Genomic DNA, 26443 nt, shown 5'->3' on the forward strand with positions numbered 1-26443 from the left:
CGGATTACCGGCGAAACTTTAAAAAGACCTTTTCATTTCAAGAAAAGGTTTGGTCCGTCCGGCCCAAAAACTGCAATTCTGACACACGGCAAACGATATGCCTGAGCTGCATTGCTCCAGGACAACACCGTGTTGATCGTGAATTTGTGCTGCGCTCTGCCATTCAGACTGGTGATTCCCAGATTTTCATCGTCAGTCAAGCGTCAATTCATGTTTCAAGCGATTTACTATCAAAAATCCGCTTCTCAAGACGCCTGTTTCAATGACCGGACTGATGCAGCCACCTTTTTGTCCGCAAGGCTACAATTTAGAATGCGTTTGCCCAATTGCAAGTAGCAGCACCACTGATTCTTTTTCTGATGTGACCTTGCCGCCTCACCTTGCTTCGATGACCAAGGCTACCCGGTTTTGCCATTTCGGCCCGACATCACACCAAACCCGTCGATATCCGCCTCCTGATTCTCAATGCGCGCAATCTCGTTTTGCACCACTTTAAGGGCCTCAAGCAACCTGTCGTGGCGAACCAGATCTCCCGCCTCCCCGGCTTCTGCGAGTTCACGCTCAAGTTCAGTTTTCTGCCTGACCAGCGAGCGAGCGCGATTGTGAAAAGCCATTGCCTGATGAAAAACCTCGCGCACATCCTCAATCACCGCATCATCACTGACAATCCAGTGAACATTGCGACTGACATGACTGACAAGATAGCCAACGAGATCGCGGAACCCCATTTCCTCAAGCTTTTCACGCAACCTCCCCCGCTCAATACCGGGCCGGGAAGCTGCAGAAAGCAGCGCAGGCCAGAAAGCCCGCATTTCAGGCCCGTCAAACGTAAGGGCAGAGACACCATCAAAATCCTCACGCAACAGCGCCGGTTGGCTCATCAGGCAAAAAGCCATCAGACACTCACGAAAGGACGGACGAGGGGCTGCCCGCAGACTGACAAGGTGTGAACGGCTCAGCCGGTCCGAAGCGGCAATGCGCACCGGAGCGCCACCACGCTGGCCACCCCGGCCATAGGTAGAATTTCCCTGACGCCCCTGAAAACCACCGCCGCCGCCGCGAAAGCGCTGGTAAAGCCTGTTGCGGAAGTCCTGCTGATAATGACGGCGAACACTTTCATCCGCGATGGTCTGCACCATCGCGTTGATCCGGGCTTCAATGGCGGCCCGTTCTTCCGGCGTCGGGTTTTCCCGTGTGCCAAGCTCACGTTCAAACAGCGTATCTGCAAGCGGCCGGGCCTGCTCCAGCACGGTCTGAAAGGCTGAGCGCCCGCCCTCACGTACCAGATCATCCGGGTCACGGCCTTCGGGCAGGTGCGCGATCTTCAGCGAATGCCCGGGCTTCAGCATTGGCAAAGCAACGCCGGCAGCCCTTTCTGCGGCGCGCATTCCGGCATTATCGCCATCAAAGCAGAGCACCGGCTCATTGGTCATGCGCCACATCAGTTTCAGCTGGTTTTCAGTCAGCGCCGTACCAAGTGGAGCGACGGCATTTTCCACGCCTGCCTGATGCAGTGCGATCACATCCATATAGCCTTCAACGGCGACAACAGTCTTTGCGCCTTCGGCACCACCCAGCGAGCGCCGGGCACGGGCGAAATTGAACAGAACATTGCTCTTGTGGAACAGTTCCGTATCGTTGGAATTAAGATATTTTGCCAGAGCGTCCGGGCGCATCGCACGCCCGCCAAAAGCGATCACCTGCTCGCGCGACGACAGGATAGGAAACATGATCCGGTCGCGAAAGCGATCATAAGAAACCGCAATATCGGACCCGTGAACCACAAGTCCGCAAGCTTCGATCTGCGCCTTCTCAATGCCTTTGGAAGCCAGATACTCTTTCAGGGCATTCCGGCTTTCCGGCGCATAGCCAAGCCGAAACGTATCAATCGTACGGGCGGAAAGGCCGCGTTCGCGCAAATAGGCACGAGCGCGGGTTCCATTGGATGATTGCAGCTGATCCTGAAAGAAGGCCGTTGCCATTTCCATCACATCGGTGAGTGAACGGCGCTTTTCTTCCCGGCGCTCGGCTTCGGGGTCGCGCGCAGGCATCGGCACACCTGCCATATTGGCAATGCGCTCGACCGCTTCGGGAAAGCTCAAACCGTCAAGGTCAGTCAGAAAACGGAAATGGTCGCCGGTCACGCCGCATCCGAAACAGTGATAACGCCCTTTGGCGTCTTCACAGTGGAAGCTTGGCGTCTTTTCACCGTGAAAAGGGCAACATGCCCAGAAATCACCGCGTGAAACATTGGTTTTGCGCCGATCCCATGAAACGCGCTGCCCGATCACGTCAGAGATCGACACACGGTCACGGATTTCATCCAGAAAGGACGGTGGAAAACGCATCAGTTCCTCGCTTGCGCCGGTGAACAGGTCCCGGCAGCCGTGAGATACACCAGCTTAGCTGCGAATTAAAAAACTTTCGCGATGCTGAGACCAGCTTTAAACCGGCTATTGAAGTTATCCGCGTTATCAACACTATCCACAGGGATAACTGAAGGCGAGACAGTGGATAAAGATCATCTCACCCTTGGCATATCACAGACAAACGGCAGACAAAGACTATTTCAGCATGTCCTTGACGACACCTGAAGCCTTGGAAAAATCCATCTGGCCGGAATAACGGTCTTTGAGTGTCTTAATGCACTTGCCCACATCACGAAGGCCCTGAGCGCCGGTTTCCTCCACCACAGAGGCACAGACTTCACGGATCTGATCTTCCGGCAATTGGGCAGGCAGAAACTCCCGGATAACGGAGATTTCGGCACGCTCCTGCTCTGCAAGTTCAGGATGCCCCTTCTCATTGTAAAGCCGGACGGATTCTTTGCGCTGCTGCACCATCTGGATCAGCATGCAGGTAATGTCCTCATCACTGACGGGGTCTCTGCCGCTTGCACGATGCGCCAGATCACGGTCTTTAATAGCAGCCTGAACAAGGCGCAGAGTCGAGAAACGGACAGGATCTTCTTCCTTCGAAGAATCCTTCAGTGCGAGAACGAGTTTATCGCGCAACATGAATCTTTAACTCCTGGAAACGCCGTTTTTCAAAAAACCGGGCCGACATTCATTCAATGGCGGCGGCGTTTACCGAATCCGGGACCCGCAATCAAACTAAAAATGGGTTTGCTTCAAGAATTTCATATATTCCTGCAGTCTGCACCGTGAACGATTGACCCGCAAGCCGCGTTTGACTATTTTCCCGCGACCGCATGACAAACTGACCGCCTCACGGTGCTTGCCTAGCAAGTGCATACCCATCGCTGCGGCCTTATATATGGTAACAGACGGCACCATTCAATTGGCACGGCCTGCAAGACGAACGACAGAAGGATCACAATGACAGCCTCATCTGCATGGACAACGGAAAAGCCGACGGCCGTTCTGGTACTCGCCGACGGCACGGTGATTTATGGCAAAGGCGTTGGCGCAACCGGACGGGTTCAGGCGGAGGTCTGCTTCAATACGGCGCTGACGGGGTATCAGGAAATCCTGACAGACCCTTCCTATCTGGGCCAGATTGTAACCTTCACCTTCCCTCATATCGGCAATATCGGCGCCAATGGCGAAGATATTGAAGACCTGACGCCGGCTGCCCGCCGTGGTGCCGTGGGAACGATCTTCCGGGCCGATATCACCAACCCATCCAATTACCGTTCGGCTGAACATCTGGATGAGTGGCTGAAAGCCCGTGGCATCATTGGACTGAGCGGAATCGATACCCGGGCGCTCACAGCCTGGATCCGCGAAAACGGCGCACCGAATGCTGTAATCGCCCATGATCCGAACGGCACGTTCGATATCGAGGCCCTGAAAGCCGAAGCACAAGCCTGGAGCGGGCTGGAAGGCATGGATCTGGCAATTGAAGCCACCTCGGGCCAATCTTCGCAGTGGGATCAAAAACCCTGGGTCTGGAATGAGGGTTATGGCACACTCTCACCCGAGGATGCGACATACCACATCGTCTGTGTCGACTATGGTGTGAAGCGCAATATTCTGCGCCTCTTCTCCGGCTTGGATTGCAAAGTAACCGTTGTCCCGGCCAAAACATCGGCGGAAGACATTCTGGCACTTTCTCCGGATGGCATCTTCCTGTCCAACGGGCCGGGCGATCCGGCAGCAACCGGCAAATATGCAATTCCGGTTATTCAGGAACTGATCGAAAGCGGCAAGCCTGTCTTCGGCATTTGCCTTGGGCATCAGCTTCTGGGCCTTGCACTTGGGGCACGTACGACGAAAATGCATCAGGGCCACCACGGCGCGAACCACCCGGTCAAAGACCACACAACCGGCAAGGTCGAGATTGTTTCGATGAACCATGGTTTTGCCGTTGATTCCGACTCACTGCCGGATGGCATCGAAGAAACCCATGTCTCGCTGTTCGACGGATCGAACTGCGGTCTGCGCCTTGCCGGACGTCCGGTCTTTTCAGTGCAACATCACCCGGAAGCTTCTCCCGGCCCGCAGGACAGCCACTACCTGTTCCGCCGTTTCATCAATATGGTGCGCGAACAGAAGGGCGAAGCGCTTCTGGCCGAACGTGCATAAAACGTAAATTGATCGAAAAATCGATGAAAGGCGCCCAATGCGGCGCCTTTTTTGGTGCCTGAAAGCTTTATTCCGCCTTCAGCAACTTTCGGAAACGCAAACCAAGCATGATCGAGGCGGCACCAAGACCGAGCAGGAAGCCGGTCCAGATTCCAATGCCTTCCAGCCCCAGCGGAACAGCCAGTATCCAGGCGCATGTGAGGCCGATACCCCAATAAGCAATCAGTACCAGAAACATGGGGATCCGGGTATCTTTGAGGCCGCGCAGCAAACCGTTCAGCGTACCCTGCAGCGCATCCATCAACTGGAACAGCCCTGCAATCACAATCAGCGGGATACCATAAGCGAGAACGTCTGGCGCTTCCGGCAGGCTGGTATCGATAAACAAGCTCGTCAACGCCGCCGGGAACACCGCAAAACTGATCCCGCCAGCCAAAGCAAAACCAATGGCAATCGCCATGACTGCGGCCGATGCCCGAATAAGATTTTCCCGGTCGCCCAGCGCGTGAAATGCGCCCACCCGGATCGTGCCTGCCTGTGCAAGACCAAGCGGCACCATAAAGGTAATCGACGATAGCTGCATCGCGATCCCGTGCGCGGCCAGAGGAACGGCACCAAACTGGCCCATCAGGACCGAGGAAATCGTGAACATCGAAACTTCCGCCAGGATTGCAACACCGATCGGAAGCCCAAGAAGCGTGACCTCTTTAAGAGCGGCCCAATCCGGCTTCCAGAACCGGACGAAAAGCTGATAGCGAGCCAGCTCTTTATCGCGCTCGATATAAACCACGAGAAACAGAAAGCCGCTAAACTGCACGATAAACGCTACTGTGGCAGCACCGCGCACACCGAACTGCGGCAGACCGAGATGCCCGAGTACAACGATGTAGGCAAGCGCCGCGTTGATGACCAGCATGGCCAGCGTGACCCAAAGTACGATGCCGGCACGTCCTGTTGCGCTGACAAGGCTGCGCAACACATAAAAGATCAGAGCCGGAAACATCGCGAAACCGACGATGTGGAGATATTGCGCTGCCTTTCGCGCCACCTCTGCCTCCTGCCCCAGCGCCAGAAGAATAGTGTGGGAAAACAGAAACAGAGGCAGCGTACATACGCCGAAAATGATCGAAGCCCACATGCCCATTCGCATGGAACGGCGCACCGAGACTTCATCGCCGCGCGAGTAAGCCTGCGCAACCATCGGCATCACAGCCATGGCGAGGCCTGAACCGAACAGGAAAAAAGTCATGAAATACTGCGTCGCAAGCACGACAGCAGCCAGATCGACGGCGCTGATCTGGCCCAGAATCACGATATCCGTTGCATGGATACCCTGCTGGGCAAGCTGCGCTCCGATGAGCGGAATACCAAGAAGAAGCGTTTCCCGGAAATGGGAAAGCCACGAATGACCGGCTGCTTGCGCAGGAGGCATTGCGACAGACATGAATTTCACCAGAAGCTGACACGCCGCAGCCAGACAACAGCGGGGCTGCGGCGGCAAATCTGTCTAGCCCAGTTTGGATGCAATAGCCAGACCGGCACGGCTGAATTCCGGTTGACTGGCGCTCAGGACATCGGGTTTCCGCCGTAACGATAGGCGCCGCCGCGCTGCAAAGCGCGCTTATAGGCCGGGCGTGCATGGATGGCTTCGAGATAGCGATAGAGCGCCCTCGGCCTCGTATCGAAAGGAATACGCTCGAGGCCGGTTTCCACCGGAAAGCTCATCACAATATCGGCGGCCGTAAACTCAGGTCCGGCAAACCAGCCATCACGGTTCAGTTCGGTCTCCCAGAATTCACCATGGTTTTTCAGCTGCGGATCAGTGAGTTTCTGCCGCAAAGTTTTGAAAACCGGATTAAGAAGCGGACGCACCAGCGCTGGCGCCTGCTGTGGCACCTTGTGAAACACAAGTTTCACCACCAGAAGCGGCATGGCCGAACCTTCGGAATAGTGCATCCAGTAGCGATATCTGAGGGCTTCATCCGTTCCCGCCTGGGGACGTAAATTGCTTTCTGTTCCGTATCGATCGATAAGATAGTCGATAATCACCGCACTTTCGGCGATCACTTTCCCATCATCTTCGATCACCGGTGATTTACCGAGTGGATGCACGTCTTTGAGACTCTGAGGTGCGCTCATATCCTGACCGCGCTTGTATGTCTTGACTTCATAATCGACACCAAGCTCTTCCAGCAGCCATAAAATACGGTGAGCACGCGAATCTTCGAGATAGTGGACCAGCAGCATATTGACCTTCCAGGTGTTCGACTGAGCGTTATAAACGATACGTAATGGTTATTGCTTTTACGACTTCTGGCATCATCTGGATTGTACCGATCAATCAGAACGCTGCGAGCATGATGCCTCCACCATACAGAAACAGGATGCCGGCACTTTCAAAACCGATACTGCCCGGTCCTGATTTCTGGCGCACGATCAACCCCAGCAAAAGCACCGCTGTGACCGAAAGACCAATGGCCAGCCAAAGCAGATCGTCCTTGGTGATTGCCGAGTAAAGCGAGCCTTCGCGGTAGGCGACGTCTGAAAGCGTGAGAAACAGCGTATCGAATGTATTGCCGCCGATAATGCCGCCAACGGCCAGCTGCAATGCGCCACGCCGTACTGCCGCCAGAGTTGTTACCAGCTCCGGCAGCGAGGTGACGACCGCGGTCATGAGTGCCCCGACAATTGACGCTGAAAGCCCGTAGCGATCCGTTACAACACCGGCGACCTGCGAAATCAGATAGCCAGCCATCCCCATCAGAAGCATCAGCAGGAAGAACACCGAGAATATCTGAAGATTACCACGCGCATCCTTCTGATCCTCATCCGGTATATCTGTTCGGGTCTCACGGGTGCCGACCGGTCGCCACATGGGGTCATCTTTCACCTTCTTAGATGCGACGACACCCGCAATGTATACGCCAAACAACGCAATTGAGATGGGGCTGACGGACCAGACTGTGACATCGGGAGCGATGTAACCGATCAGGGGAAGGCTGAGGAGCAGGATGAGAAGCGCACCCTGGAACAGATTGGAAAGATCAGCGGCGGCATGTTCCAGATTAACACGGCGATAAATCGTATCCGCGAGAGCAAGAAACGCGGTTTGAGCCGCGATACCACCGACCGCATTTGAAAAGCTCAAAGACGCACGGCCTTCAAGAGCCGTGGTGATGGATACGACCGTCCCCGAAAGCGAAGTCGCAGCCCCTAGGAGCAGACCACCGATCAGCGCTTCGCCCAGCCCCGTGCGATCGGCAATACGATCCGCCACGCCGGTAATTCTTACGCCACAGCCGAGAATGACAGTGCCCGACAGCGCGAAAGTAAGCACCAGCCAGACGAGCGACAGGTTTTCAAAATTCATCAAGATCTCCGTGTTGCCAACGTCAACGCGCTGACAGCACGATTGTTTCAGTCACGCATCTATCGTGGACATTGGCGGATTTTACCGCCTCAAGCCGTTGAGGCGCGACGCCTGCGAGCACCGGCTCTGTCTGCCTGACCGAGAAGATCACGGCGGGTGTGCGACAGGCTTTCAATGCGCTCACTCAATGGTTTCCCGCGTACGATCCTGTAAAGGATGGTCATTCCTGCAGCGGCAAATGCTATTTGAAAAGCAATCAGAGGCAGATATTCAAACATCACAAACCCTCCTGTTTGGAAAGTAAACGTTGCAAAAGTCAAAAAGGTTCATGTGTGTTTAGAAAATAGTAATCATTGATAAACTGCATGTGATGGGTGGTTGGTGCATTTTCGGGGTTCCGTTCCGTATGCATTTTGCCTATAAGGCCCACCTAGCCCAAATGCTCAGCTGCCTGTCCCCGGCCCGGTTTTCCGTGCCGGTTTTTGATGCAGGCATAAAACAAGAATTGACGGATTACGCCCATGCCCAAGCGCCAAGACTTAAAGTCCATCCTCATCATCGGCGCGGGGCCGATCGTTATCGGCCAGGCCTGTGAATTCGATTATTCCGGTGCGCAGGCCTGCAAAGCGCTGCGGGAAGAAGGGTTCCGCGTCATTCTGGTCAACTCCAACCCGGCCACGATCATGACCGACCCGGAACTGGCAGACGCCACCTATGTCGAACCAATCACCCCGGAAGTTGTCGCCAAGATCATTGCCAAGGAACGGCCGGACGCTCTGCTGCCAACCATGGGCGGACAGACAGCGCTGAACACAGCGCTTTCGCTGCGCCGTATGGGCGTTCTTGAACGCTATAATGTGGAAATGATCGGAGCCAAGCCGGAGGCGATCGACAAGGCGGAGGACCGGGCACTTTTCCGCGAGGCTATGGCGAAAATCGGCCTGGAAACGCCGCGTTCGATGCTGGCCAATGCAACCGAGATCAAGGATGTTGACCGCCAGAAGCATGAAGCCAAGCGCGCTGAGCTGAAGAAGACGCTCGAAGGTGGCGCGCTTGACGACGCGCTTGACGCGCTTGAAAACGAATGGAACCTCGGCAACACCGATCGCAAGCAACGCTATATGTCGCATGCCATGGCGATTGCCGCTCAGGCTCTGGATTTCGTCGGCCTGCCTGCCATTATTCGCCCATCCTTTACGCTTGGCGGCACAGGTGGCGGTATCGCCTTCAACCGTTCAGAATTCTTCGAGATCGTCGAGCGTGGCCTTGATGCCTCCCCCACCACAGAAGTGCTGATTGAAGAATCTGTTCTTGGATGGAAAGAGTACGAAATGGAAGTGGTCCGCGACAAAGCGGACAACTGCATCATCATCTGCTCAATCGAAAACATTGACCCGATGGGCGTTCACACCGGCGACTCGATCACCGTTGCACCGGCGCTGACGCTGACCGACAAGGAATACCAGATGATGCGCAACGCTTCGCTGGCTGTTCTGCGCGAAATCGGGGTTGAAACCGGCGGTTCGAACGTTCAGTTCGCCGTCAATCCGGCGGATGGCCGTCTCGTCGTCATCGAAATGAACCCGCGCGTCTCGCGTTCGTCTGCTCTGGCCTCGAAGGCTACAGGCTTCCCGATTGCAAAGGTCGCGGCGAAACTTGCCGTAGGCTACACGCTGGATGAGCTTGAAAACGATATCACCGGCGGCGCAACGCCGGCATCCTTCGAACCTTCGATTGACTATGTCGTCACGAAGATCCCGCGGTTTGCGTTCGAAAAGTTTCCGGGCGCTGAAAACACACTGACGACCGCGATGAAATCCGTCGGCGAAGTTATGGCCATCGGTCGCTCCTTCCCGGAATCGCTGCAAAAAGCACTGCGTGGCCTCGAACGCGGCCTGACCGGGCTCGACGAAATCGAGATTCCCGGCATCGAAAATGGCGAACCGCATAACGCCATCCGCGCTGCCATTGGCACAGGCACGCCTGACCGCCTGCGCATGGTCGCTCAGGCCATGCGTCTCGGCGTTGGCCTGGAAGAAATTCACGAGCACTCCAAAATTGATCCATGGTTCCTTGAGCAGCTCAGGACCATCGTCGATATGGAAGAAAAGATTCGCGAACACGGCCTGCCGGACGATGCCGAAAACCTGCGCAAACTCAAAGCCATGGGCTTTTCCGATCAGCGGCTTGCCAGCCTGATCCATGGCCGCCCGAAGGAAGTGGCCCAGCTCAGAAACAAACTCGGTGTACGCCCGGTTTACAAGCGGATCGATACCTGTGCTGCCGAATTCGCTTCGCCAACGGCTTACATGTACTCAACCTATGAGGCCCCTTTCGCTGGCGAAACACGGTCTGAAGCCGGTATTTCCGATAAGAAGAAAGTCGTCATTCTGGGCGGCGGCCCAAACCGTATCGGTCAGGGCATCGAGTTCGATTATTGCTGCTGCCATGCCGCGTTTGCCCTGAAAGACGTTGGCTATGAATCGATCATGATCAACTGCAATCCGGAAACGGTTTCGACCGATTATGACACCTCAGACCGGCTCTACTTCGAGCCGCTGACGGCCGAAGATGTCATCGAAATCATGCGCGCTGAACAGGAAAAGGGAAAGCTTGCCGGGGCAATTGTGCAATTTGGCGGTCAAACACCGCTGAAGCTGGCTGAAGCTCTGGAAAAGAACGGGATCCCGATCCTCGGCACCGCGCCTGACATGATCGACCTTGCCGAAGACCGTGACCGGTTCCAGAAGCTTCTGACAAAGCTGGACCTTAACCAGCCGAATAACGGCATTGCCTACTCCGTCGAGCAGGCCCGTCTGGTTGCCAATGAAATCGGCTATCCGCTCGTCGTTCGCCCATCCTATGTTCTGGGTGGGCGCGCCATGGAGATCGTTCACAACGAGGCCGGCCTGTCACATTACCTTTTGGAAGTTGTGCCGGAGCTGGTGACCGAAGACATCCGCCAGCGTTATCCGAACGACAAGACCGGGCAGATCAATACGATGCTCGGCAAAAACCCGCTTCTTTTCGACAGCTATCTGACCAACGCAACGGAAGTGGACGTGGATTGCCTGTGTGATGGGGAAAGCGTTTTTGTTGCCGGGATCATGGAGCATATTGAAGAGGCCGGCATTCACTCCGGTGACAGTGCCTGCTCGCTGCCACCACATACGCTTGCGCCTGATCTGATTGACCGGCTGGAAGAACAGACGCACCAGCTTGCTCTGGCCCTGAACGTGAAGGGACTGATGAATGTTCAGTTCGCCATCAAGGACGGCGAAATCTACATTCTTGAAGTCAATCCGCGTGCATCACGTACGGTTCCGTTCGTGGCCAAAACCATCGGCGCACCGATTGCAAAAATAGCAGCCCGTGTGATGGCTGGAGAAAAGCTTGATGACGTGATCACGTCCTACGGCGATAAACCGAACCCGCGTACGCTGAAGCATATCGCAGTGAAAGAAGCTGTTTTCCCGTTCGCCCGCTTCCCCGGCGTCGACACACTGCTCGGCCCGGAAATGCGCTCGACGGGTGAAGTCATCGGTCTCGACAAGGACTTTGCGATTGCCTTTGCAAAGGCCCAGCTTGGTGCCAGCGTCGACCTGCCGCGTGAGGGCTGTGTCTTTGTTTCCGTCAAACCGGAAGACAAGGAACGTGTTCTGCCAGCCGTCAGGCTTTTAGTCGAACAGGGTTTCTCGGTGATGGCAACCGGCGGCACGCGGGACTTTCTGGAAGAAAACGGCATTCACGCCACCAAAATCAATAAGGTGCGCGAAGGCCGGCCGCATATTGAGGATGCGATCCGCAACCGCCAGGTTCAACTGATCTTCAATACGACCAGCAACGACAAGACGATTTCGGATTCGAAGTCTCTGCGTCGCGCTGCGCTGACCCAGAAAGTGCCGTATTATACAACGATGGCAGGCGCTCTTGCCGCCGCTCAGGCCATCAGCGCCCTCAAGAAAGGCCAGCTTGAGGTTCAGCCGCTGCAAAGCTATGCCTGACGCCAGCAAAGCTTTGAGATAAAAAAGCAAAAAGCCCCGCAGAAGATGGTCTGCGGGGCTTTTTTTTATCTGGCTGCCGCTTTCGGCCGGGGTGCCGGACTTCCCCGGCGATGTCGATGACGCCACCTCGCTGGAACTGCCCGGCGCGCAACAAAAGCTGCTCGATGCCGTGATCGAAACCGGCAAGCCGGTGAACGTCGTCATCTCGTCCGGCCGTCCCTATAATCTCGGCGGTGTGGAAAACAGGATCGCGGCCCAGGTCATGACCTTCTTCTCCGGCCAGGACATCTGTAATTTCTGGCGCATATAGGCCGCTTTAATACATCCAGAAACTTCAGAATTTTGGCTTCCCCGCCTGATTTGCGCCACGGCCCACGGCCCTCTCTTGCGTTTCGTCATTTTAAATGATACATCATTAAATGACACATCACCTAAATATCGCATTGACTGACTCTCCCTCTTCAGAAGGGGCCAGGGGCGGTTTCGTCGGCGCAGGAGAAACGAATGCCGGATCAGGACAGAAAAGATAGCGCGGAATGGACCGACCTTGGTCGCATGCTGCCGGCAGTCGGCCAGTCATGGCGGCGGGTGCTTGGTCAACGCCTGAGTAATGAAGGCCTTTCCGATGCAACGGCGCTGCCTATTCTGGTTTTGTGGCGCAGCCGGGACAGTGAAATGCGACAGCACGAACTCGCACCGCTTCTAGGCCTCGAAACGTCCGGCGTTGTCAGGCTGCTCGACACTTTGTCAAAGCGTGGCCTGCTGCGTCGTGTTGAAGACCCGTCCGATCGTCGGGCCCGCCTGCTTCAGCTGACCGATGAGGGCATCGCTCTGGGAAAACGCGCTGACAGGATTGCGCGTGAGCTGAGAGAAGAGCTTCTGGCAGGATTGAGCGAGAAGGATCTGGCAATCACCGAATATGTACTGAAAACACTCTCTTCCGTTCTGGAGACCTATGAAGAGAAACAGAAGGCGCGATGATGGTCCCCGGCGGTTTGAAAACTGAATACATCATTTTCTCGCTGAAGACCTTTGTCGCCGGGATGCTGGCATACTGGATCGCGATTGAATGGGGGCTGGCGAACCCATACTGGGCGGTTGGCACCGTTTATATTATCGCCAACCCGCTTTCCGGCGCGATCGCTTCAAAAGCGGTCTATCGTCTGGCGGGAACTTTTCTGGGCGCAGTGGTCATCATTGCTCTTGTGCCGAATCTGGTCTTCGCTCCTACGCTTCTGGTTCTGGCCGTAGCGCTTTGGTGCAGCTTCTGCCTGTTTGTCAGCATGCTGGATCGCTCGCCCCGCAGCTATGTCTTCATGCTGGCGGGTTATACGGTCGCGCTGACAGGCCTCACCCTCGTCAATGCGCCGGAAACAAGCTTTTCCGTTGCCACCAGCCGCGTCGAGGAAATTGCGCTTGGCATCATCTGTGCTGCCTTCGTCAACCGGCTTGTCATGCCGCAGCATGCCGGACCGCTCCTCTCTGTCCGTGTGGAGGGCTGGCTGGAAAACACAGCAAATCTCACGCGCGATGTATTGTCAGGTGTGTCGGAAGGTCCACAGATTATTCGCGAACGCCATAAGCTGGCCGCTGATGCAGTAGGCTTGCGCGCCTTCACATCACAGGTCGCCTATGAAGGTGCAAGAGGCCGGGCGCTGACAGAGCGTATGCAGGCATTGCAGCAACGCATGGTGAAAGTGTTGCCGTTGCTTTCCGAGATCGCAGACCTGCATCTGGCACTGAAGAAAAATGGCGAAATGAAAGACGCACAGACCAGCCTCCTTATGGAAATTCATGAATGGTGTGCAGAGAAGGATGAAACTGCCCTCAATCGGGCAGAACAGCTGCGGGCGGCAATCGCTGAAGAACGACAGCGCATGGAAGACAACGCCTCCGGTTGGAATGACCTTTTGTGGTTGCGCATGACACGACGGCTTGCAGATCTTGTTGATGTCTGGGCCGATTGCCAGACACTGCGGCTTGACATGGCCAGCGGCAAAGCACATCGCTTGCGCAAAGAACTGGCGACGCAATATCGCCAGTCTTTGAACCTGCACACCGATTATGGTGTGGCAGTTCTGGCCGCAACTTCAGTTTTTATTCTGATTGTGGTTGCATCCGCTCTCTGGATTTACTCTGGCTGGACCTATGGCGGCAGCGCGGTGCAGATTGGCGCGGTTCTGTGCTGCGTACTGGCGACGATGGATAACGCCACACCGGTTTTGCGCAAAGTTTTCAGGCTGATGCTGATTGCCGCATTGACCGCACTTGTCTACCAGTTCGCCGTTATGCCCCTCATCGATGGTTTTGTCCCGCTCATAGGCGCGCTCGGCCTTGTGCTGATCCCGGCTGGTATTCTTCTGGCTGCTCCAGCCAGCTGGTTGATGGGATTTCAGATCAGCGTGAACCTGATTTACATGCTGACACTCGGCAATCAGATGAGCACCAATTTCGGCGCTTTTGCCAATATCATCCTTGCCACATTTGCCGGTCTTGGAGCGGCCACAATCATCATGGCGACCGTGCGCGCGGTTGGTAGCGAACAAAGCGCCAGACGGATTTTGCGATCCGGCTGGAACGTCGTCATCGATGCGACCATGAATAAAAGACGGCTCGAACCCGATTTTCTGGTGGCGCGTATGCTGGACCGCCTGGGACTGATCGTACCCCGACTTGCCGGACTGCCACAGGGCTCTTCTGTTCTGGAAGCTGATCTTTTACGTGATCTGCGTGTTGGTCTCGATGTGCTGAAAATTCAACGCAACAAGCACGCGCTCAAGGCGCAGGAGGTCCGGCTGATCAACGACCTGCTTTTGAAACTTGCGGACGAGTATTGCACCAAGCTGAAAGATCAAAAAACTGCGCCGGAAGCGCTTGCTGAGGCCCTGGATGCAGGGCTGAACAGGCTTATCGATGAACAGGCCGAAGCTCCGCTCCGTGTACGCGACGCGCTGGTCGGCCTCAGGAGTTCCCTCTGTCCACAGGCGCCCCCGTCACACCTCCAGGCATTGGAATGGAGGCTTACGGCATGAGACCGGAGATCGACTTTTTCGGCGTTCTGGTGCCGACACTGCTTCTGCTCGTCATCGCCTGTTACGGGCTTTACCGGGTGGTGCATGTGGGGCTGGCACGGCTTGGCCTCTACCGCCATGTTTGGCACCCGGCACTTTTCGACACCGCACTCTATTTAAGCCTTCTGGGCGCAACTGTCCTGTTCATGGAGCATCTGTCATCGTGATTGCCAGACTAAAACAAAATATCGGGCGGCTACTCTTCACAGCAGCAATGCTCGCCTGCGCCGCCTTTTTTGCCCATCATCTCTGGGACTATTATTTCAACGCTCCATGGACGCGCGACGGACGCATCACTGCTGATGTGGTGCTGATCGCACCGGAGGTTTCCGGCACGATCGCCGATGTGAAGGTGGCCGATAATCAGTTCGTACACCAGGGCGACGTTCTGTTTTCCATTTCGCCGGAACGTTTTCAGTTGGTCGTTGACGCAGCAAAAGCCACATTGGACAGCAAAACAGAGACGATGAAACTGAAGCAATCTGTTGCCAAGCGCGCCCAACGCCTGAGCACTACCGGTTCAATCAGTGCGGAAAATTCTGAGCAGGCAACGCGCCAGGCCGCCGCCGCAAGTGCCGAAGTTAAAAGCGCGGAAGTCGCACTGAGTGTTGCCAACCTGGATTTGAAACGCACTGAAGTCAAAGCGCCTGTTGATGGCTACGTCACCAACCTTCATTTGAGAAAAGGTGACTATGCGGTCTCCGGCAAGGGCGCTGTCACGCTTCTTGATGCAACCAGTTTTCGGGTAACGGGCTATTTCCGTGAAACCCAGCTGGGACGCATCCATACAGGCGATCCGGTGCGGGTTCAGCTGATGGGATTTTCATCTGACCTGAACGGTCATGTGGAAAGCTTCGGCCGCGGTATCGCCGATGCTAATATAGCTGCCAATTCGCAAGGCCTGCCCGCAGTCAATCCTATCTTCGACTGGGTGCGCCTTGCACAGCGCATTCCCGTGCGTATCACTCTTGATGATCCGCCATCAGATGTGGCGCTCGCCGCAGGTATGACCGCAAGCATCTATGTCGATGAAACGGCGAAAAAGGAAACGGCCACTGCCGAGATCAGCAATGGCACAACACAAAGCCAACACGCCATACAGTGATCGCCTATTGAAAAATAAGGCGCTGCCCGCGTTCAACAACGAGGCGCCCTCCATCTTTTAAAGAAAGACAGTCAGTCTACGCATCGTTCTTTGTGCTTCCGAATGGATGCACGGCGCTCTAAAGTGATGCCGCAGCCCGTGTGGCCTGATCATAATGACCCGACAGCGCCCGAATGCGCGCTGCCAGCTTCGACAGGACCTCTGGCGAAACTTCGGTTGAAAGCACTGATTTGACCAACAGTTCCTCACGAACAGCCGCATAACGGGCGCAGATATCGCTTCCCTTTTCGGTGATCACAACCAGCTTTTCCTTGCCACGTCGGCCGCTTTCGACCAGATCCAGCTTTTCCAGCTTTTTCAGCGCATAAGCGACTGTATGGGTATCCTCGATATTGAGCACAAGGCAGATATCCGCCATGGTTTTGGATTTGCCGCGATGGTTCACATTATGCAGCACGAGAATATCAAGCGGCGACAAGTCCGGCACGCCAGCCGCTGCCATACAGCGAACAATCCAGCGGCTGAATGCCTGATTGAGCATCGTCAGACCGAATTCCACTTCTGAAAGAGCGGGCAATGCACCGCTTGCCAGATGCCCCGAAGAAACAATCGGGCCAATGCCTGCTCCATTCAATTCCTGGTCGTCATTGTCTGTCATTTTATCGTCCAAGCATTTGCGATGGCAGCCACAAGACGACTTCGGGGAACAGCGAGATCACCACGATTGCCGCCAGAAGGCCGATGAAAAATGGAAGTGCGGCAAGAGCAATAAAGCCGATACTGCGATTTGCCAAGGACTGAAGGACATAGAGGTTAAACCCGACTGGTGGCGTTATCTGAGCAATTTCCACCAGAAGCACGACGAAAATACCAAACCAGAGAAGATCAATACCGGCGGCCTGAACAGCAGGAAGCAAAACGGAGGTCGTCAGCAGGATCATCGAAATCCCGTCGATGAAACAGCCCATCGTCAGGAAGATCAGCACCATGGCGAGAAGCAGCATGGGCTGCGGCAGGTCCATGTTAACGATCCAGGCGGCGAGATCGTTCGGCAGGCCGGTGAACCCCATCGCCGTGGAAAGAAAGGCCGCACCCGACAGGATCAGGCCGATCATCGCGCTGGTACGGGTCGCAGCGACAATGCTGGTCCAGAAACTATCAAACGTCAGACCACCACCAATAAGTGCGAGCACCAGTGCACCGGTCACGCCAATTGCCGCGGCCTCGGTCGGCGTGGCTATGCCGCCATAGATGCAGCCCAGTACGGCAATAATCAAAACCATGATCGGGATCAGCCGACGCGATTCCCACAATTTGGTTGTCAGCGGAATATGCGGATCGCGATGAGGAATACGTTTTGGGCGCATCAGCGCATAACCGCCAACAATGCAGGAAAACATCACCATCAGCATGATACCCGGCACGACACCGGCAATGAACAGCCGGCCGATAGAGATCTGCGCGGCGACGCCATAAACGATCATCATGATCGATGGCGGGATCAGCAGTCCAAGCGTTCCCGAGCCCGCAAGCGAACCGACAATCATGTAATCGGAATAGCCGCGCTGCCTCAGTTCCGGAATCGTCATCTTGGCAATCGTCGCCGCCGTTGCAGCAGACGATCCGGAAATCGCTGCAAAGATGGCGCAGCCAACGACATTGGTATGCAGCAAGCGACCGGGAATGCGCTGCACCCAGGGCGCAAGACCTTTGAACATGTCTTCAGCAAGCCGTGTACGAAACAGGATCTCGCCCATCCAGATGAACAGCGGCAGCGCCGTTAGTGACCACGAATTATTGGAACCCCAGAGCGTTGTGCCGAACAGCAGGCCGGGCGGACGGCTGGTGAAAAACTCCATCGCCACATACCCGGCAGCAGCCAAAGCGACGCCAATCCAGAGACCTCCGCCGAGGATCAGAAGAACGAAAACGGCAATGAAAATGCCTGCGATTGCGGGATCCATGCCGTTACCTCACCGTTCGAAATGTTTGTCATCGCCGGAGGTGGCCTCGGCGATAATATAGCTGGGCGCTTTACCTGACAGGCAGCGAACAGCATCTTCCACAAGCGCCACAAAGAAAATTGCCATACCGATCACCATTGTCAGTTGCGGGATCCACAACGGAACAGGCAGAAGCCCCTGAGCGACATCGCCGAAGCGATGGGAATCATAGACAAGCCGCCCGAGCCACCAGGTTGCCCAGCCAACAGCGATCATCGAGACCAGCGTCAGCACGGTTTCGAATTTCGACTTGAGGGTTTCCGGCAACCGCGCCAACAGAAGACTGACACGAATATGCTCCGACCGCCGGTATGTGGGCGCGAGCGCAAGAAAGAAGATGGCAACGAGGCAATATCCGGCCAGATCATCACTGCCGGCAAACTGGGTCCCGAAAAATCTCAAAACAATGCCCCCGCCGACCAGCAGCAGAATGCTGATCATCGAAAGCGCGGCCAGTATTTCGGCCAGCCGGTATAGCGGCGTCAACGGACTTGTCATGACAAGGCTCCCGCCAGAATGTGTTGTTAAGGAAGAAAAGCCGGAGCGTGGACATTAGAGCGCTGTCGCATCCATTAGGATGCACAAAGGACGCTCTAACCTATTGAATCTACGCATAGCGCTTTTCGAAAATCGACTGCGATTTTCGGGCCGATGCTGTAAGGCTCCGACCCGAAAGCCTGGCTGGCCTTTAATCAGCCTTGTAGGCATCGATGATGGTCTGGCCGTCATCGCCAGCGCTTTCCAGCCATTCGGCGGTCATCGTATCACCGATTTCTGCAAGCTCCGCTTTCATCTCGTCAGTCGGCACGACAACATTAATACCGTTTTCAGCCATCGTCGCCTTGTAACCTTCGTTCAGCTCTTCCGACTGCGCCCAGCCGCGCTCCTCGGCAGCCGCTGCGGCCTCGAGCAAAGCAGCCTGTGTGTCCTCGTCGAGGCCATCGAAGACCGACTTGCTCATGAACACCATGTTCTCCGGCAGGAAGGCCTGTGTGTCATAATAATAGCTCAGATAGTCCCAAGCCTGAGTGTCAACGCCGGTTGCACTCGAGGTTATCATGGCGTCCACCATGCCGGTCTTGAAGGCCTGCGGCACTTCAGCAGCCTGAACTGTAACCGGATTTGCACCGTTCATCTCGCCAAAACGGGCAGTCGCCGGATTATAGGTACGGAACTTCTTGCCGGAGAGATCGGCAAGTGAGGAAAGCTTGTCCTTTGAATAAACGCCCTGTGGTGGCCATGGGACAGTGTAAAGCAACACAAGCCCCTGATCTTCAAGGTGCTGTTTAACCGTCGGCGCAGCAGCTTCCCAAAGCTTTGCAGCACTGTCGTAATCGGAAACAAGCCCCGGAACTGCGTCAAACGCAAAGATCGGATCTTCGTTGCCGAGCGAAGAGATCAGAACTTCACCGATCTGCACCTGACCACTCTGAACACCGCGCTTGATTTCGGTCGCCTTCATCAGCGCGCCGTTGGAATGAACATTGATTTCAATCGCGCCGTCTGTGGCAGCGGAAACGTCATCCACGAACTGTCGGATGTTCTGCGTGTGGAAATTCCCGTCAGGATATGGCGTAGGCATATCCCAGGTCTCAGCCTGTGCAGTGGTCGCAAATGCAGCGGTCGCCGCAAGCGCGGCGGTCATTAAAACTTTCATAACATTCCCCTTTTGTTTGGCTGCAAAAAAATATCAGCTTTAAATTCGTCACATGTTGACGATTATTTGTCAATAAATTATCGATGAGAAAATGCACAAATAATAAACACGCACTTTTTTAAGGCAGAGAGGGCAGACTTAATGACCGGCAAGTGGGATTTCTGGATTGATAGAGGCGGCACCTTCACAGATATCGTGGGGCGCGACCCGAGCGGAACGCTTCATGCACGCAAAATGCTTTCAGAAAACCCTGAAGCTTACCGCGATGCCGGTGTCGCAGGCATTCGCGCCTTAATGGATCTTTCACCGGGCGAGCCGATTCCCGCTGAAACCATCAATGATATCCGTATGGGCACAACGGTCGCGACGAACGCATTGCTGGAACGCAAGGGGGCACAGGTCGCGCTTCTGACCACCAAAGGTTTCCGGGACGCACTGGAGATCGGTTATCAGGCCCGCGCCGACATTTTTGCGCGCAACATCGAAAAGCCTGAACTTCTTTACGACCGCGTCATTGAGATCGACGAGCGCTTGCGCGCTGATGGAACGGTGGAAACCGAACTGGATCCGGCGTCTGTCGAAAAGGCACTCCGGCAACTCAAGTCGGAAGGCTTTGATGCCGTTTCCATCGTCTTCATGCATGCCTATCGTTACCCTGCCCATGAGCAAAAAGCCGCTGAGATTGCGCGTGAAATCGGTTTTGGGCAAATTTCGGTGAGCCACGAGATATCGCCCCTGATCAAATTTGTCGGACGCGGAGACACAACCGTCGTTGATGCCTACCTTTCTCCAGTCCTCAAGCGCTATGTCGCACAGGTGGCAGATGAACTCGACCTTGAGCGAACTGGTGCACGGCTGCTGTTCATGATGTCTTCCGGTGGCCTGACATCGGCGGAGCTTTTTGAGGGCAAGGATGCCATTCTTTCAGGCCCTGCCGGTGGTGTCGTCGCACTGGCACAGACGGGCAAGAAAGCCGGTTTCGACAAGGTTATCGGGTTCGATATGGGCGGAACATCAACCGATGTCGCGCACTATGCCGGGGATTATGAACGTGCCTTTGAAACAGAAGTCGCAGGTGTTCGCATTCGCGCGCCGATGATGCAGATACACACTGTCGCCGCTGGCGGCGGCTCCATTCTGCATTATGACGGTGCCCGCTTCACAGTCGGCCCGGATTCTGCCGGCGCCAATCCGGGACCGAAATGCTATCGCCGCGGCGGCCCGCTGACGGTGACAGATGCCAATGTGATGACCGGCAAACTGAATCCGGATCTGTTTCCGCCAATCTTCGGGCCAAACCAGAATCAGCCCCTCGACCTTGATGCTGTTCGGGCAGCTTTTGCCGAACTCGCTGATGAGATCGGCGACGGACGCACACCGGAGGCCGTCGCCGATGGCTTCTTGACCATTGCTGTTGCCAACATGGCCGAAGCGGTCAAGAAAATCTCGGTCGCGCGTGGCTATGATGTGACCCGCTATGCACTGAACGCCTTTGGCGGAGCCAGCGGCCAGCACGCCTGCCTGGTCGCCGATGCGCTGGGCATGAAACAGGCGCTGATCCATCCGTTTTCCGGTCTGCTTTCTGCCTATGGCATGGGCCTGGCAGACGTGCGTGCACTTCGTCAGGCGGCTGTGGAAAAGCCGCTCTCAGCAGCCCTTTCCCATATCTCCGGGAGCGCGGCCATGCTGTGTGAAGAGAGTGTCGCAGAACTGCACGATCAGGGTATCTCCGATACGCAGATCATCGTCCACGTGACCGGGCTGCTGCGCTATGCGGGTACCGACACTACGCTTGAAATCCCGATCGCCGATATTGCCGGCAATGGTGACTATGAAAGGGCCGTTCTTGAAGGCGACAGTAACGCCATGAAAACGGCTTTCGAGACCATGCACCGGGCGCGCTTCGGTTTTATCGATGAAACCAAGGAAATTGTTGTTGAGGCAATTTCGGTCGAGGCCGTCGGCGGAGCGGCTCAGGCCGAAGAAAAAGACGGATCGGTCTCAAACACCGAAACACCAGAACCCGATGGCAAGACACGTTTTTACTCGGCAGGACACTGGCATGAAACAGCAACTTATCGACGTGCACAGCTTTCAGCTGGCCAGAGGATCGACGGTCCGGCCCTCCTTATCGAGCCTAATCAGACTGTCGTGATCGAACCCGGCTGGCAGGCAGAACTCACCACATCAGACAACATCATTCTGACACGTATCGCCGCCCTGCCAGCGCAAAAGGCCGCTGGCACCGAAGCCGACCCGGTGATGCTGGAGATTTTCAACAACTTGTTCATGTCGATTGCCGAACAGATGGGACTGACGCTGCAGAACACGGCTTATTCGGTCAACATCAAGGAGCGGCTTGACTTCTCCTGCGCCGTTTTCGATCCGAGCGGCGCGCTGGTCGCCAATGCTCCGCATATGCCGGTGCATCTGGGGTCCATGGATCGCTCGGTTCAGGCGGTCATCCGCGGCAATGATCATATCCGCCCCGGCGATGTGTTTGCGCTCAACGCACCCTATAACGGCGGCACGCACCTGCCGGATATCACGGTCTGCAGCCCGGTTTTCGATTCAGCAGGCAAAAACCTGCTGTTCTGGGTCGCATCGCGGGGCCATCACGCCGATGTCGGCGGCATAGCACCGGGCTCGATGTCACCGGATGCCACAACGATTGAAGAAGAAGGCGTCTACATCGACAATTTCAAGCTGGTCGATGCCGGACATTTCCGGGAGAAAGAGCTTGTCGCACTTCTGACCGGCGCGAAATATCCGGTGCGCAATGTCACAGAGAACGTCGCCGACCTGAAGGCTCAGATTGCCGCCAATAATCGCGGCATTGAGCAGATGCGCAAGGCGATTGACGATTTCGGCCTTGCAGTCGTCCAAGCCTACATGACCCACGTACAGGATAACGCCGAGGAAAGTGTCCGCCATGCGCTGACAAAGCTCGAAGACTGCAGCTTCGAGTATCCGATGGATCAGGGTTCGGCCATCAAAGTGAAAATCAGCGTAAACCATGAAGAGCGGACCGCGATTGTCGATTTTACCGGCACATCGGCTCAGCAGAACAGCAACTTCAACGCACCGGAACCCGTGACCCGTGCCGCTGTTCTTTATGTTTTCCGCATGATCGTCGATGGCAGTATACCGATGAACGCAGGTTGTCTGCGCCCGATCAAAATCATCGTGCCGGGACAAAGCATGCTGGCTCCAAGCTATCCCGCAGCTGTCGTCGCAGGCAATGTCGAGGTCAGTCAGGCTGTGACCAACTGCCTGTTTGGTGCGCTTGAAGCCCTGTCATCGGCGCAGGGTACGATGAACAACCTAACCTTCGGAAACGATACCTATCAGTACTACGAAACGATCTGCTCCGGTGCACCTGCTGGCCCCGGATTTAATGGCGCCGACGCAGTCCATACGCACATGACCAACTCACGGCTCACAGATCCCGAAGTTCTAGAAATGCGCTACCCTGTTGTGCTTGAAGACTTCCACATCAGAAAGGGGTCGGGCGGCAAGGGCAAATGGCACGCAGGCGACGGCACATCGCGCACGCTTCGCTTTCTGGAGACGATGGACTGCGCACTGCTTTCCGGGCACCGCAAGGTGCGTCCTTTTGGATTACGGGGGGTAGAGCCGGGTGAATGCGGCCGCAACATTGTCACCCGCAGCGACGGCAGCGTTGAAGAACTCAGCGGCTGCGACCGTACAGTTTTAAACGCTGGCGACACCATTACCGTTATAACACCGACCGGCGGTGGCTACGGCAAAGCCGATTGAAGCCACTTAGAGCACCGTGCATCCATTCGGATGCACGGTGCTCTAACTTATTTAAACTGCGCATCGTTCTTTCCGAAACTCAGACCCGATTTTCGAGCCGATGCGCTAGAGTCCGAAGTGCCGGGGCAGAGCGAGGAACAGATCCGGAAAGAACGTTACGACCAGCAGCATCGCAAACAGCAGAACATAAAATGGAGCAAGGGCGCGGATACAGCGTTCGACTTTGACTTGCGCGACACTGGCGCCGACAAACAACCCGGTGCCCACCGGCGGCGTAATCGTGCCAATGGCAAGGTTGAAAACCAGGATCACCCCGAAATGCACCGGATCGCCGCCGAGCTTTTCGAAAATCGGGAGAAGAATGGGCGTAAAGATCAGGATTGCCGGCCCGATATCCATAAAACAGCCGATCACGAGAAGAAGCAGATTGATCACCAGCATAATGACAATCGGGCTGTCGGAGATACCCAGAATAAGCGATGTTACGGCAGCGGGTATGCCGGTAAAGGCCATCGCGAAAGACAGCGCAGCCGATGCCGCCAGCAACATCATAATGGTTCCTGTCATCTGAGCTGTTTCGAGCAGAAACTGCGGAAACGCCCTCAGCGGCTTTGTGCGATGAATGACGAATGTCAGCAGCATCGTATAAAGCACGGCGATACCGGAGGCCTCCACCGCTGTGAAAATGCCGGACATGATGCCGCCGATAACGAGCACGATCAGAAACAGACTTGGCAATGCTTCCATCGTTACGACCGCCGCCGCGCGAAAACCGATCCAGCCCGACGTGGGATAACCACGTCGCCACGCTATGCTGGTGGTCATGATGATGAGCCCAGCGCCCCATATAAGACCGGCAACACCGCCTGCCAGAAACAACGCTGCAATCGACGTTCCGCCCGAGACAAGCGAATAGATGATGAAAGCCGTGGTCGGCGGTATAAGCATTCCGGTCGGCGCGGACGCAATATTGACCGCGGCAGCAAGATCACGATCATATCCTTCCTTGGCCTGCATAGGAACCATCACCCCGCCGATGGAGGTTGACGCCGCAATAGCGGAGCCGGAAATGCAACCGAACAGCATGTTACCGGCAATATTGGTCTGAGCCAGCGACCCGGGAATACGTCCGGAAATCAGCTTTGCGAAATTGACCAGACGAACGGCGATGCCGCCCGAGTTCATCATGACACCGGATAGAATAAAGAACGGGACAGCCAGCAGCGAGAACGTGTCGAGACTCGCCAGCATTTTCTGAGCAGATGTAAACAGCGCCATATCGAATGGCGCGACCAGTGTCACCGCCGCCAGCGCAGCGGCCACAATTGAAACGGCCAACGGCAGGCCGAGAAGTGCCAGAACCGCAAAAACCGATATCATCACAAGACTGGCTTGACCGGCCATTTCAGTCTCCTGCCGCTGTTATTTTCTCAACCTGATCGGGAAACTCACGCTCTCCGAAGAGAACGTCGATCAGGTTCAAAACACTGTAAAGAAAGATAAAAACGCCAGATACCGGAAGACTGGCATAGACCAGAGCCATTGGCACGCGCAGCACCGGAGAGTGTTGTCCGGCGGCAATATCGACGCCGCGCATACCGCCGACGATCAGCACCAATACGGAAAATATCATGAAAGAAGCTGGCACGAGAGCCCGCAGTATCAGGCGGGACTTGCCATGAGCCATTTCCGTTACGAGATCAATCGCCATATGTGTGCCTTTTCCAGCGGAATAGGCAGCGCCAAGCAGAGACATCCAGATAACGCCGAACCTCAGAAATTCCTCGGAGAATGTGGATGGGGCGTTCAGCACATAACGGCTGAACACCTGCCAGGCGAGAACGGCCACCATCGTCGCAAGCACGACGCAGCAAGCCGTTCCCACAACGGCGTCAAGAAGGCGACGCAATGCGCGCATCAGTCAGTCTCCTGCTACTGCGCGGATTTGTTCGTAGACTTCATATTTTTCCGGTTCCGATTTCAGTTCATCATACATTGGCTGCACAGCGGACTGAAATTCCGAAACGTCGGGATAAAAGAACTGAACGTCGAAGTTTTCTTCGGCTTCTTTTTTCGTCGCGGCGATTGCATCGCCCCAGGCCGTCTTTTGAAACGCGGTCGATTCCCTGGCAGCCTCCAGAACAGCCTTCTGTTCACCCTCTGAAAGACTGTCGAAGGTCGTCTTGGAAATCAGCATAATATCCGGGATACGGGTATGCATATCGTAGGAATAATACTTTGCAACCTCGCCATGTCGGGCAATTGTAAGCGCGAATTCGTTGTTTTCCGCTCCGTCCAGAACACCCTGCTGAATGGATGTGTAAACCTCTGACTGTCCCATGGCGATCGGTGAACCACCGAGCATCTCCACCATGGCAATCGATGTTGGGCTTTGCATAACCCGGATCTTGAGGCCCTCAAGATCGGCAACGCTTTCGACTGGCTTTTCGGATGTGTAGAAACTGCGAGCGCCGCTGTCATAGTATGTCAGCCCGATCATGCCGGTGTCTGCGGTCGACTGATAGATCGGCTCCATGATTTCCGGGTCATCCATGACCTTGTAGAAGTGGTCCTGGTCATCGAAGAGATATGGCATCGAAAACACGCCATAAATCGGAGAGAAGCTCTCCATAAGCCCACCTGAAACCTTGGTCATGTCAAGCATGCCGGACTGGACCATTTCCACCAGTTCGCGTTCGCCACCCAACTGACTGTCGGGGAAAAACTGCACAGTCAACTCGCCGTCTGTCTTTTCGCTCAGGAGTTCGCCGAACTCCGCCATGGCCTGTTTGGTTGGCGTTGCGTTGCTCGCATAGGCGAAGCGCAGAGTTCGCGCCTCCGCCAGCGCCGTTGTGGCCAGAAGTGCAGTCGCACTCAGAACCAGGATTGATTTAAACATCGTCGTC

The 26443-nt window shown here is 55.6% G+C and carries 21 protein-coding genes; 8 read left to right on the forward strand and 13 right to left on the reverse strand.

Annotated features, from left to right (window positions below; all coding sequences use genetic code 11):
• Window positions 1–398: 398 nt before the first annotated feature.
• The gene (gene dnaG, locus EDC90_RS10565; protein ID WP_132311318.1) at window positions 399–2348 is read right to left on the reverse strand and encodes a DNA primase; all 1950 of its coding nucleotides are present in this window, start codon (window positions 2346–2348) and stop codon (window positions 399–401) included.
• Window positions 2349–2564: 216 nt separating this feature from the next.
• A complete protein-coding gene (locus tag EDC90_RS10570) occupies window positions 2565–3017 on the reverse strand; it encodes a GatB/YqeY domain-containing protein (protein ID WP_132311320.1) in 453 nt (150 codons plus the stop codon).
• Between the two features lie 321 nt (window positions 3018–3338).
• Here EDC90_RS10570 and carA point away from each other — a divergent pair, with 321 nt between their 5' ends.
• A complete protein-coding gene (carA, locus tag EDC90_RS10575; RefSeq protein ID WP_132311322.1) occupies window positions 3339–4547 on the forward strand; it encodes a glutamine-hydrolyzing carbamoyl-phosphate synthase small subunit in 1209 nt (402 codons plus the stop codon).
• Window positions 4548–4614: 67 nt separating this feature from the next.
• Here the strand turns inward: carA and EDC90_RS10580 are convergent, their stop codons facing one another.
• The 4 genes from EDC90_RS10580 to EDC90_RS10595 all read right to left on the reverse strand — a co-directional run bounded on the left by EDC90_RS10580 (window position 4615) and on the right by EDC90_RS10595 (window position 8195).
• Window positions 4615–5991 carry an MATE family efflux transporter gene (locus EDC90_RS10580; RefSeq protein WP_132311324.1) on the reverse strand — a complete coding sequence of 459 codons (1377 nt, stop codon included), beginning with the start codon at window positions 5989–5991 and terminating at the stop codon, window positions 4615–4617.
• A 122-nt stretch (window positions 5992–6113) separates the two neighbouring features.
• Entirely contained in the window at window positions 6114–6794 is a 681-nt protein-coding gene (locus EDC90_RS10585; protein WP_132311326.1) for a glutathione S-transferase, read from the reverse strand.
• A gap of 94 nt (window positions 6795–6888) precedes the next feature.
• Entirely contained in the window at window positions 6889–7917 is a 1029-nt protein-coding gene (locus tag EDC90_RS10590) for a sodium:calcium antiporter (RefSeq protein ID WP_132311328.1), read from the reverse strand.
• Window positions 7918–8006: 89 nt separating this feature from the next.
• Window positions 8007–8195 carry a hypothetical protein gene (locus EDC90_RS10595; RefSeq protein ID WP_132311330.1) on the reverse strand — a complete coding sequence of 63 codons (189 nt, stop codon included), beginning with the start codon at window positions 8193–8195 and terminating at the stop codon, window positions 8007–8009.
• Window positions 8196–8438: 243 nt separating this feature from the next.
• Between EDC90_RS10595 and carB the strand changes: the two genes are divergently transcribed.
• The 6 genes from carB to EDC90_RS10625 all read left to right on the forward strand — a co-directional run bounded on the left by carB (window position 8439) and on the right by EDC90_RS10625 (window position 16097).
• Window positions 8439–11921 (forward strand): carbamoyl-phosphate synthase large subunit, encoded by a 3483-nt coding sequence (carB, locus tag EDC90_RS10600; protein WP_132311332.1) that lies wholly within the window; start codon window positions 8439–8441, stop codon window positions 11919–11921.
• 91 nt (window positions 11922–12012) lie between these two features.
• A complete protein-coding gene (locus tag EDC90_RS10605; RefSeq protein ID WP_207903890.1) occupies window positions 12013–12231 on the forward strand; it encodes a glycoside hydrolase family 3 C-terminal domain-containing protein in 219 nt (72 codons plus the stop codon).
• A gap of 194 nt (window positions 12232–12425) precedes the next feature.
• A complete protein-coding gene (locus EDC90_RS10610; RefSeq protein WP_132311336.1) occupies window positions 12426–12902 on the forward strand; it encodes a MarR family winged helix-turn-helix transcriptional regulator in 477 nt (158 codons plus the stop codon).
• Window positions 12899–14953, forward strand: coding sequence for an FUSC family protein (locus tag EDC90_RS10615; protein ID WP_132311338.1), 2055 nt, complete (start codon window positions 12899–12901; stop codon window positions 14951–14953). Before EDC90_RS10610 ends, EDC90_RS10615 begins: the two co-directional genes overlap by 4 nt.
• Entirely contained in the window at window positions 14950–15159 is a 210-nt protein-coding gene (locus EDC90_RS10620; protein WP_132311340.1) for a DUF1656 domain-containing protein, read from the forward strand. The genes EDC90_RS10615 and EDC90_RS10620 overlap by 4 nt, the downstream gene beginning before the upstream one ends.
• On the forward strand, window positions 15156–16097 hold the full coding sequence (locus EDC90_RS10625) for an efflux RND transporter periplasmic adaptor subunit (protein WP_245511024.1): 942 nt from the start codon (window positions 15156–15158) through the stop codon (window positions 16095–16097). The genes EDC90_RS10620 and EDC90_RS10625 overlap by 4 nt, the downstream gene beginning before the upstream one ends.
• A 118-nt stretch (window positions 16098–16215) precedes the next feature.
• On the opposite strand, the gene EDC90_RS10630 is transcribed toward EDC90_RS10625, so the two are convergent.
• The 4 genes from EDC90_RS10630 to EDC90_RS10645 form a co-directional block, all read right to left on the reverse strand.
• Entirely contained in the window at window positions 16216–16755 is a 540-nt protein-coding gene (locus EDC90_RS10630) for a winged helix DNA-binding protein (RefSeq protein WP_132311342.1), read from the reverse strand.
• A 1-nt stretch (window position 16756) separates the two neighbouring features.
• The gene (locus tag EDC90_RS10635) at window positions 16757–18061 is read right to left on the reverse strand and encodes a TRAP transporter large permease (RefSeq protein ID WP_132311344.1); all 1305 of its coding nucleotides are present in this window, start codon (window positions 18059–18061) and stop codon (window positions 16757–16759) included.
• A gap of 9 nt (window positions 18062–18070) precedes the next feature.
• The gene (locus EDC90_RS10640) at window positions 18071–18598 is read right to left on the reverse strand and encodes a TRAP transporter small permease (protein ID WP_132311346.1); all 528 of its coding nucleotides are present in this window, start codon (window positions 18596–18598) and stop codon (window positions 18071–18073) included.
• 190 nt (window positions 18599–18788) lie between these two features.
• Complete coding sequence (locus tag EDC90_RS10645; RefSeq protein ID WP_132311348.1) at window positions 18789–19757, reverse strand: TRAP transporter substrate-binding protein; 969 nt, start codon at window positions 19755–19757, stop codon at window positions 18789–18791.
• Window positions 19758–19898: 141 nt separating this feature from the next.
• Here EDC90_RS10645 and EDC90_RS10650 point away from each other — a divergent pair, with 141 nt between their 5' ends.
• Window positions 19899–23537, forward strand: a complete 3639-nt coding sequence (locus EDC90_RS10650) for a hydantoinase B/oxoprolinase family protein (RefSeq protein WP_132311350.1) — start codon at window positions 19899–19901, stop codon at window positions 23535–23537.
• Between the two features lie 105 nt (window positions 23538–23642).
• On the opposite strand, the gene EDC90_RS10655 is transcribed toward EDC90_RS10650, so the two are convergent.
• From EDC90_RS10655 to EDC90_RS10665, 3 genes are read right to left on the reverse strand one after another with little or no spacing between them, the layout of a single operon-like run.
• Entirely contained in the window at window positions 23643–24941 is a 1299-nt protein-coding gene (locus EDC90_RS10655; protein ID WP_132311352.1) for a TRAP transporter large permease, read from the reverse strand.
• A gap of 1 nt (window position 24942) precedes the next feature.
• Window positions 24943–25455, reverse strand: a complete 513-nt coding sequence (locus tag EDC90_RS10660) for a TRAP transporter small permease (RefSeq protein ID WP_132311354.1) — start codon at window positions 25453–25455, stop codon at window positions 24943–24945.
• 3 nt (window positions 25456–25458) lie between these two features.
• A complete protein-coding gene (locus tag EDC90_RS10665) occupies window positions 25459–26436 on the reverse strand; it encodes a TRAP transporter substrate-binding protein (protein WP_132311356.1) in 978 nt (325 codons plus the stop codon).
• Window positions 26437–26443 lie beyond the last annotated feature (7 nt).

Origin of the sequence: Martelella mediterranea (assembly GCF_004342225.1) — a bacterium.
GTDB classification, from domain to species: Bacteria; Pseudomonadota; Alphaproteobacteria; order Rhizobiales; family Rhizobiaceae; genus Martelella; species Martelella mediterranea_B.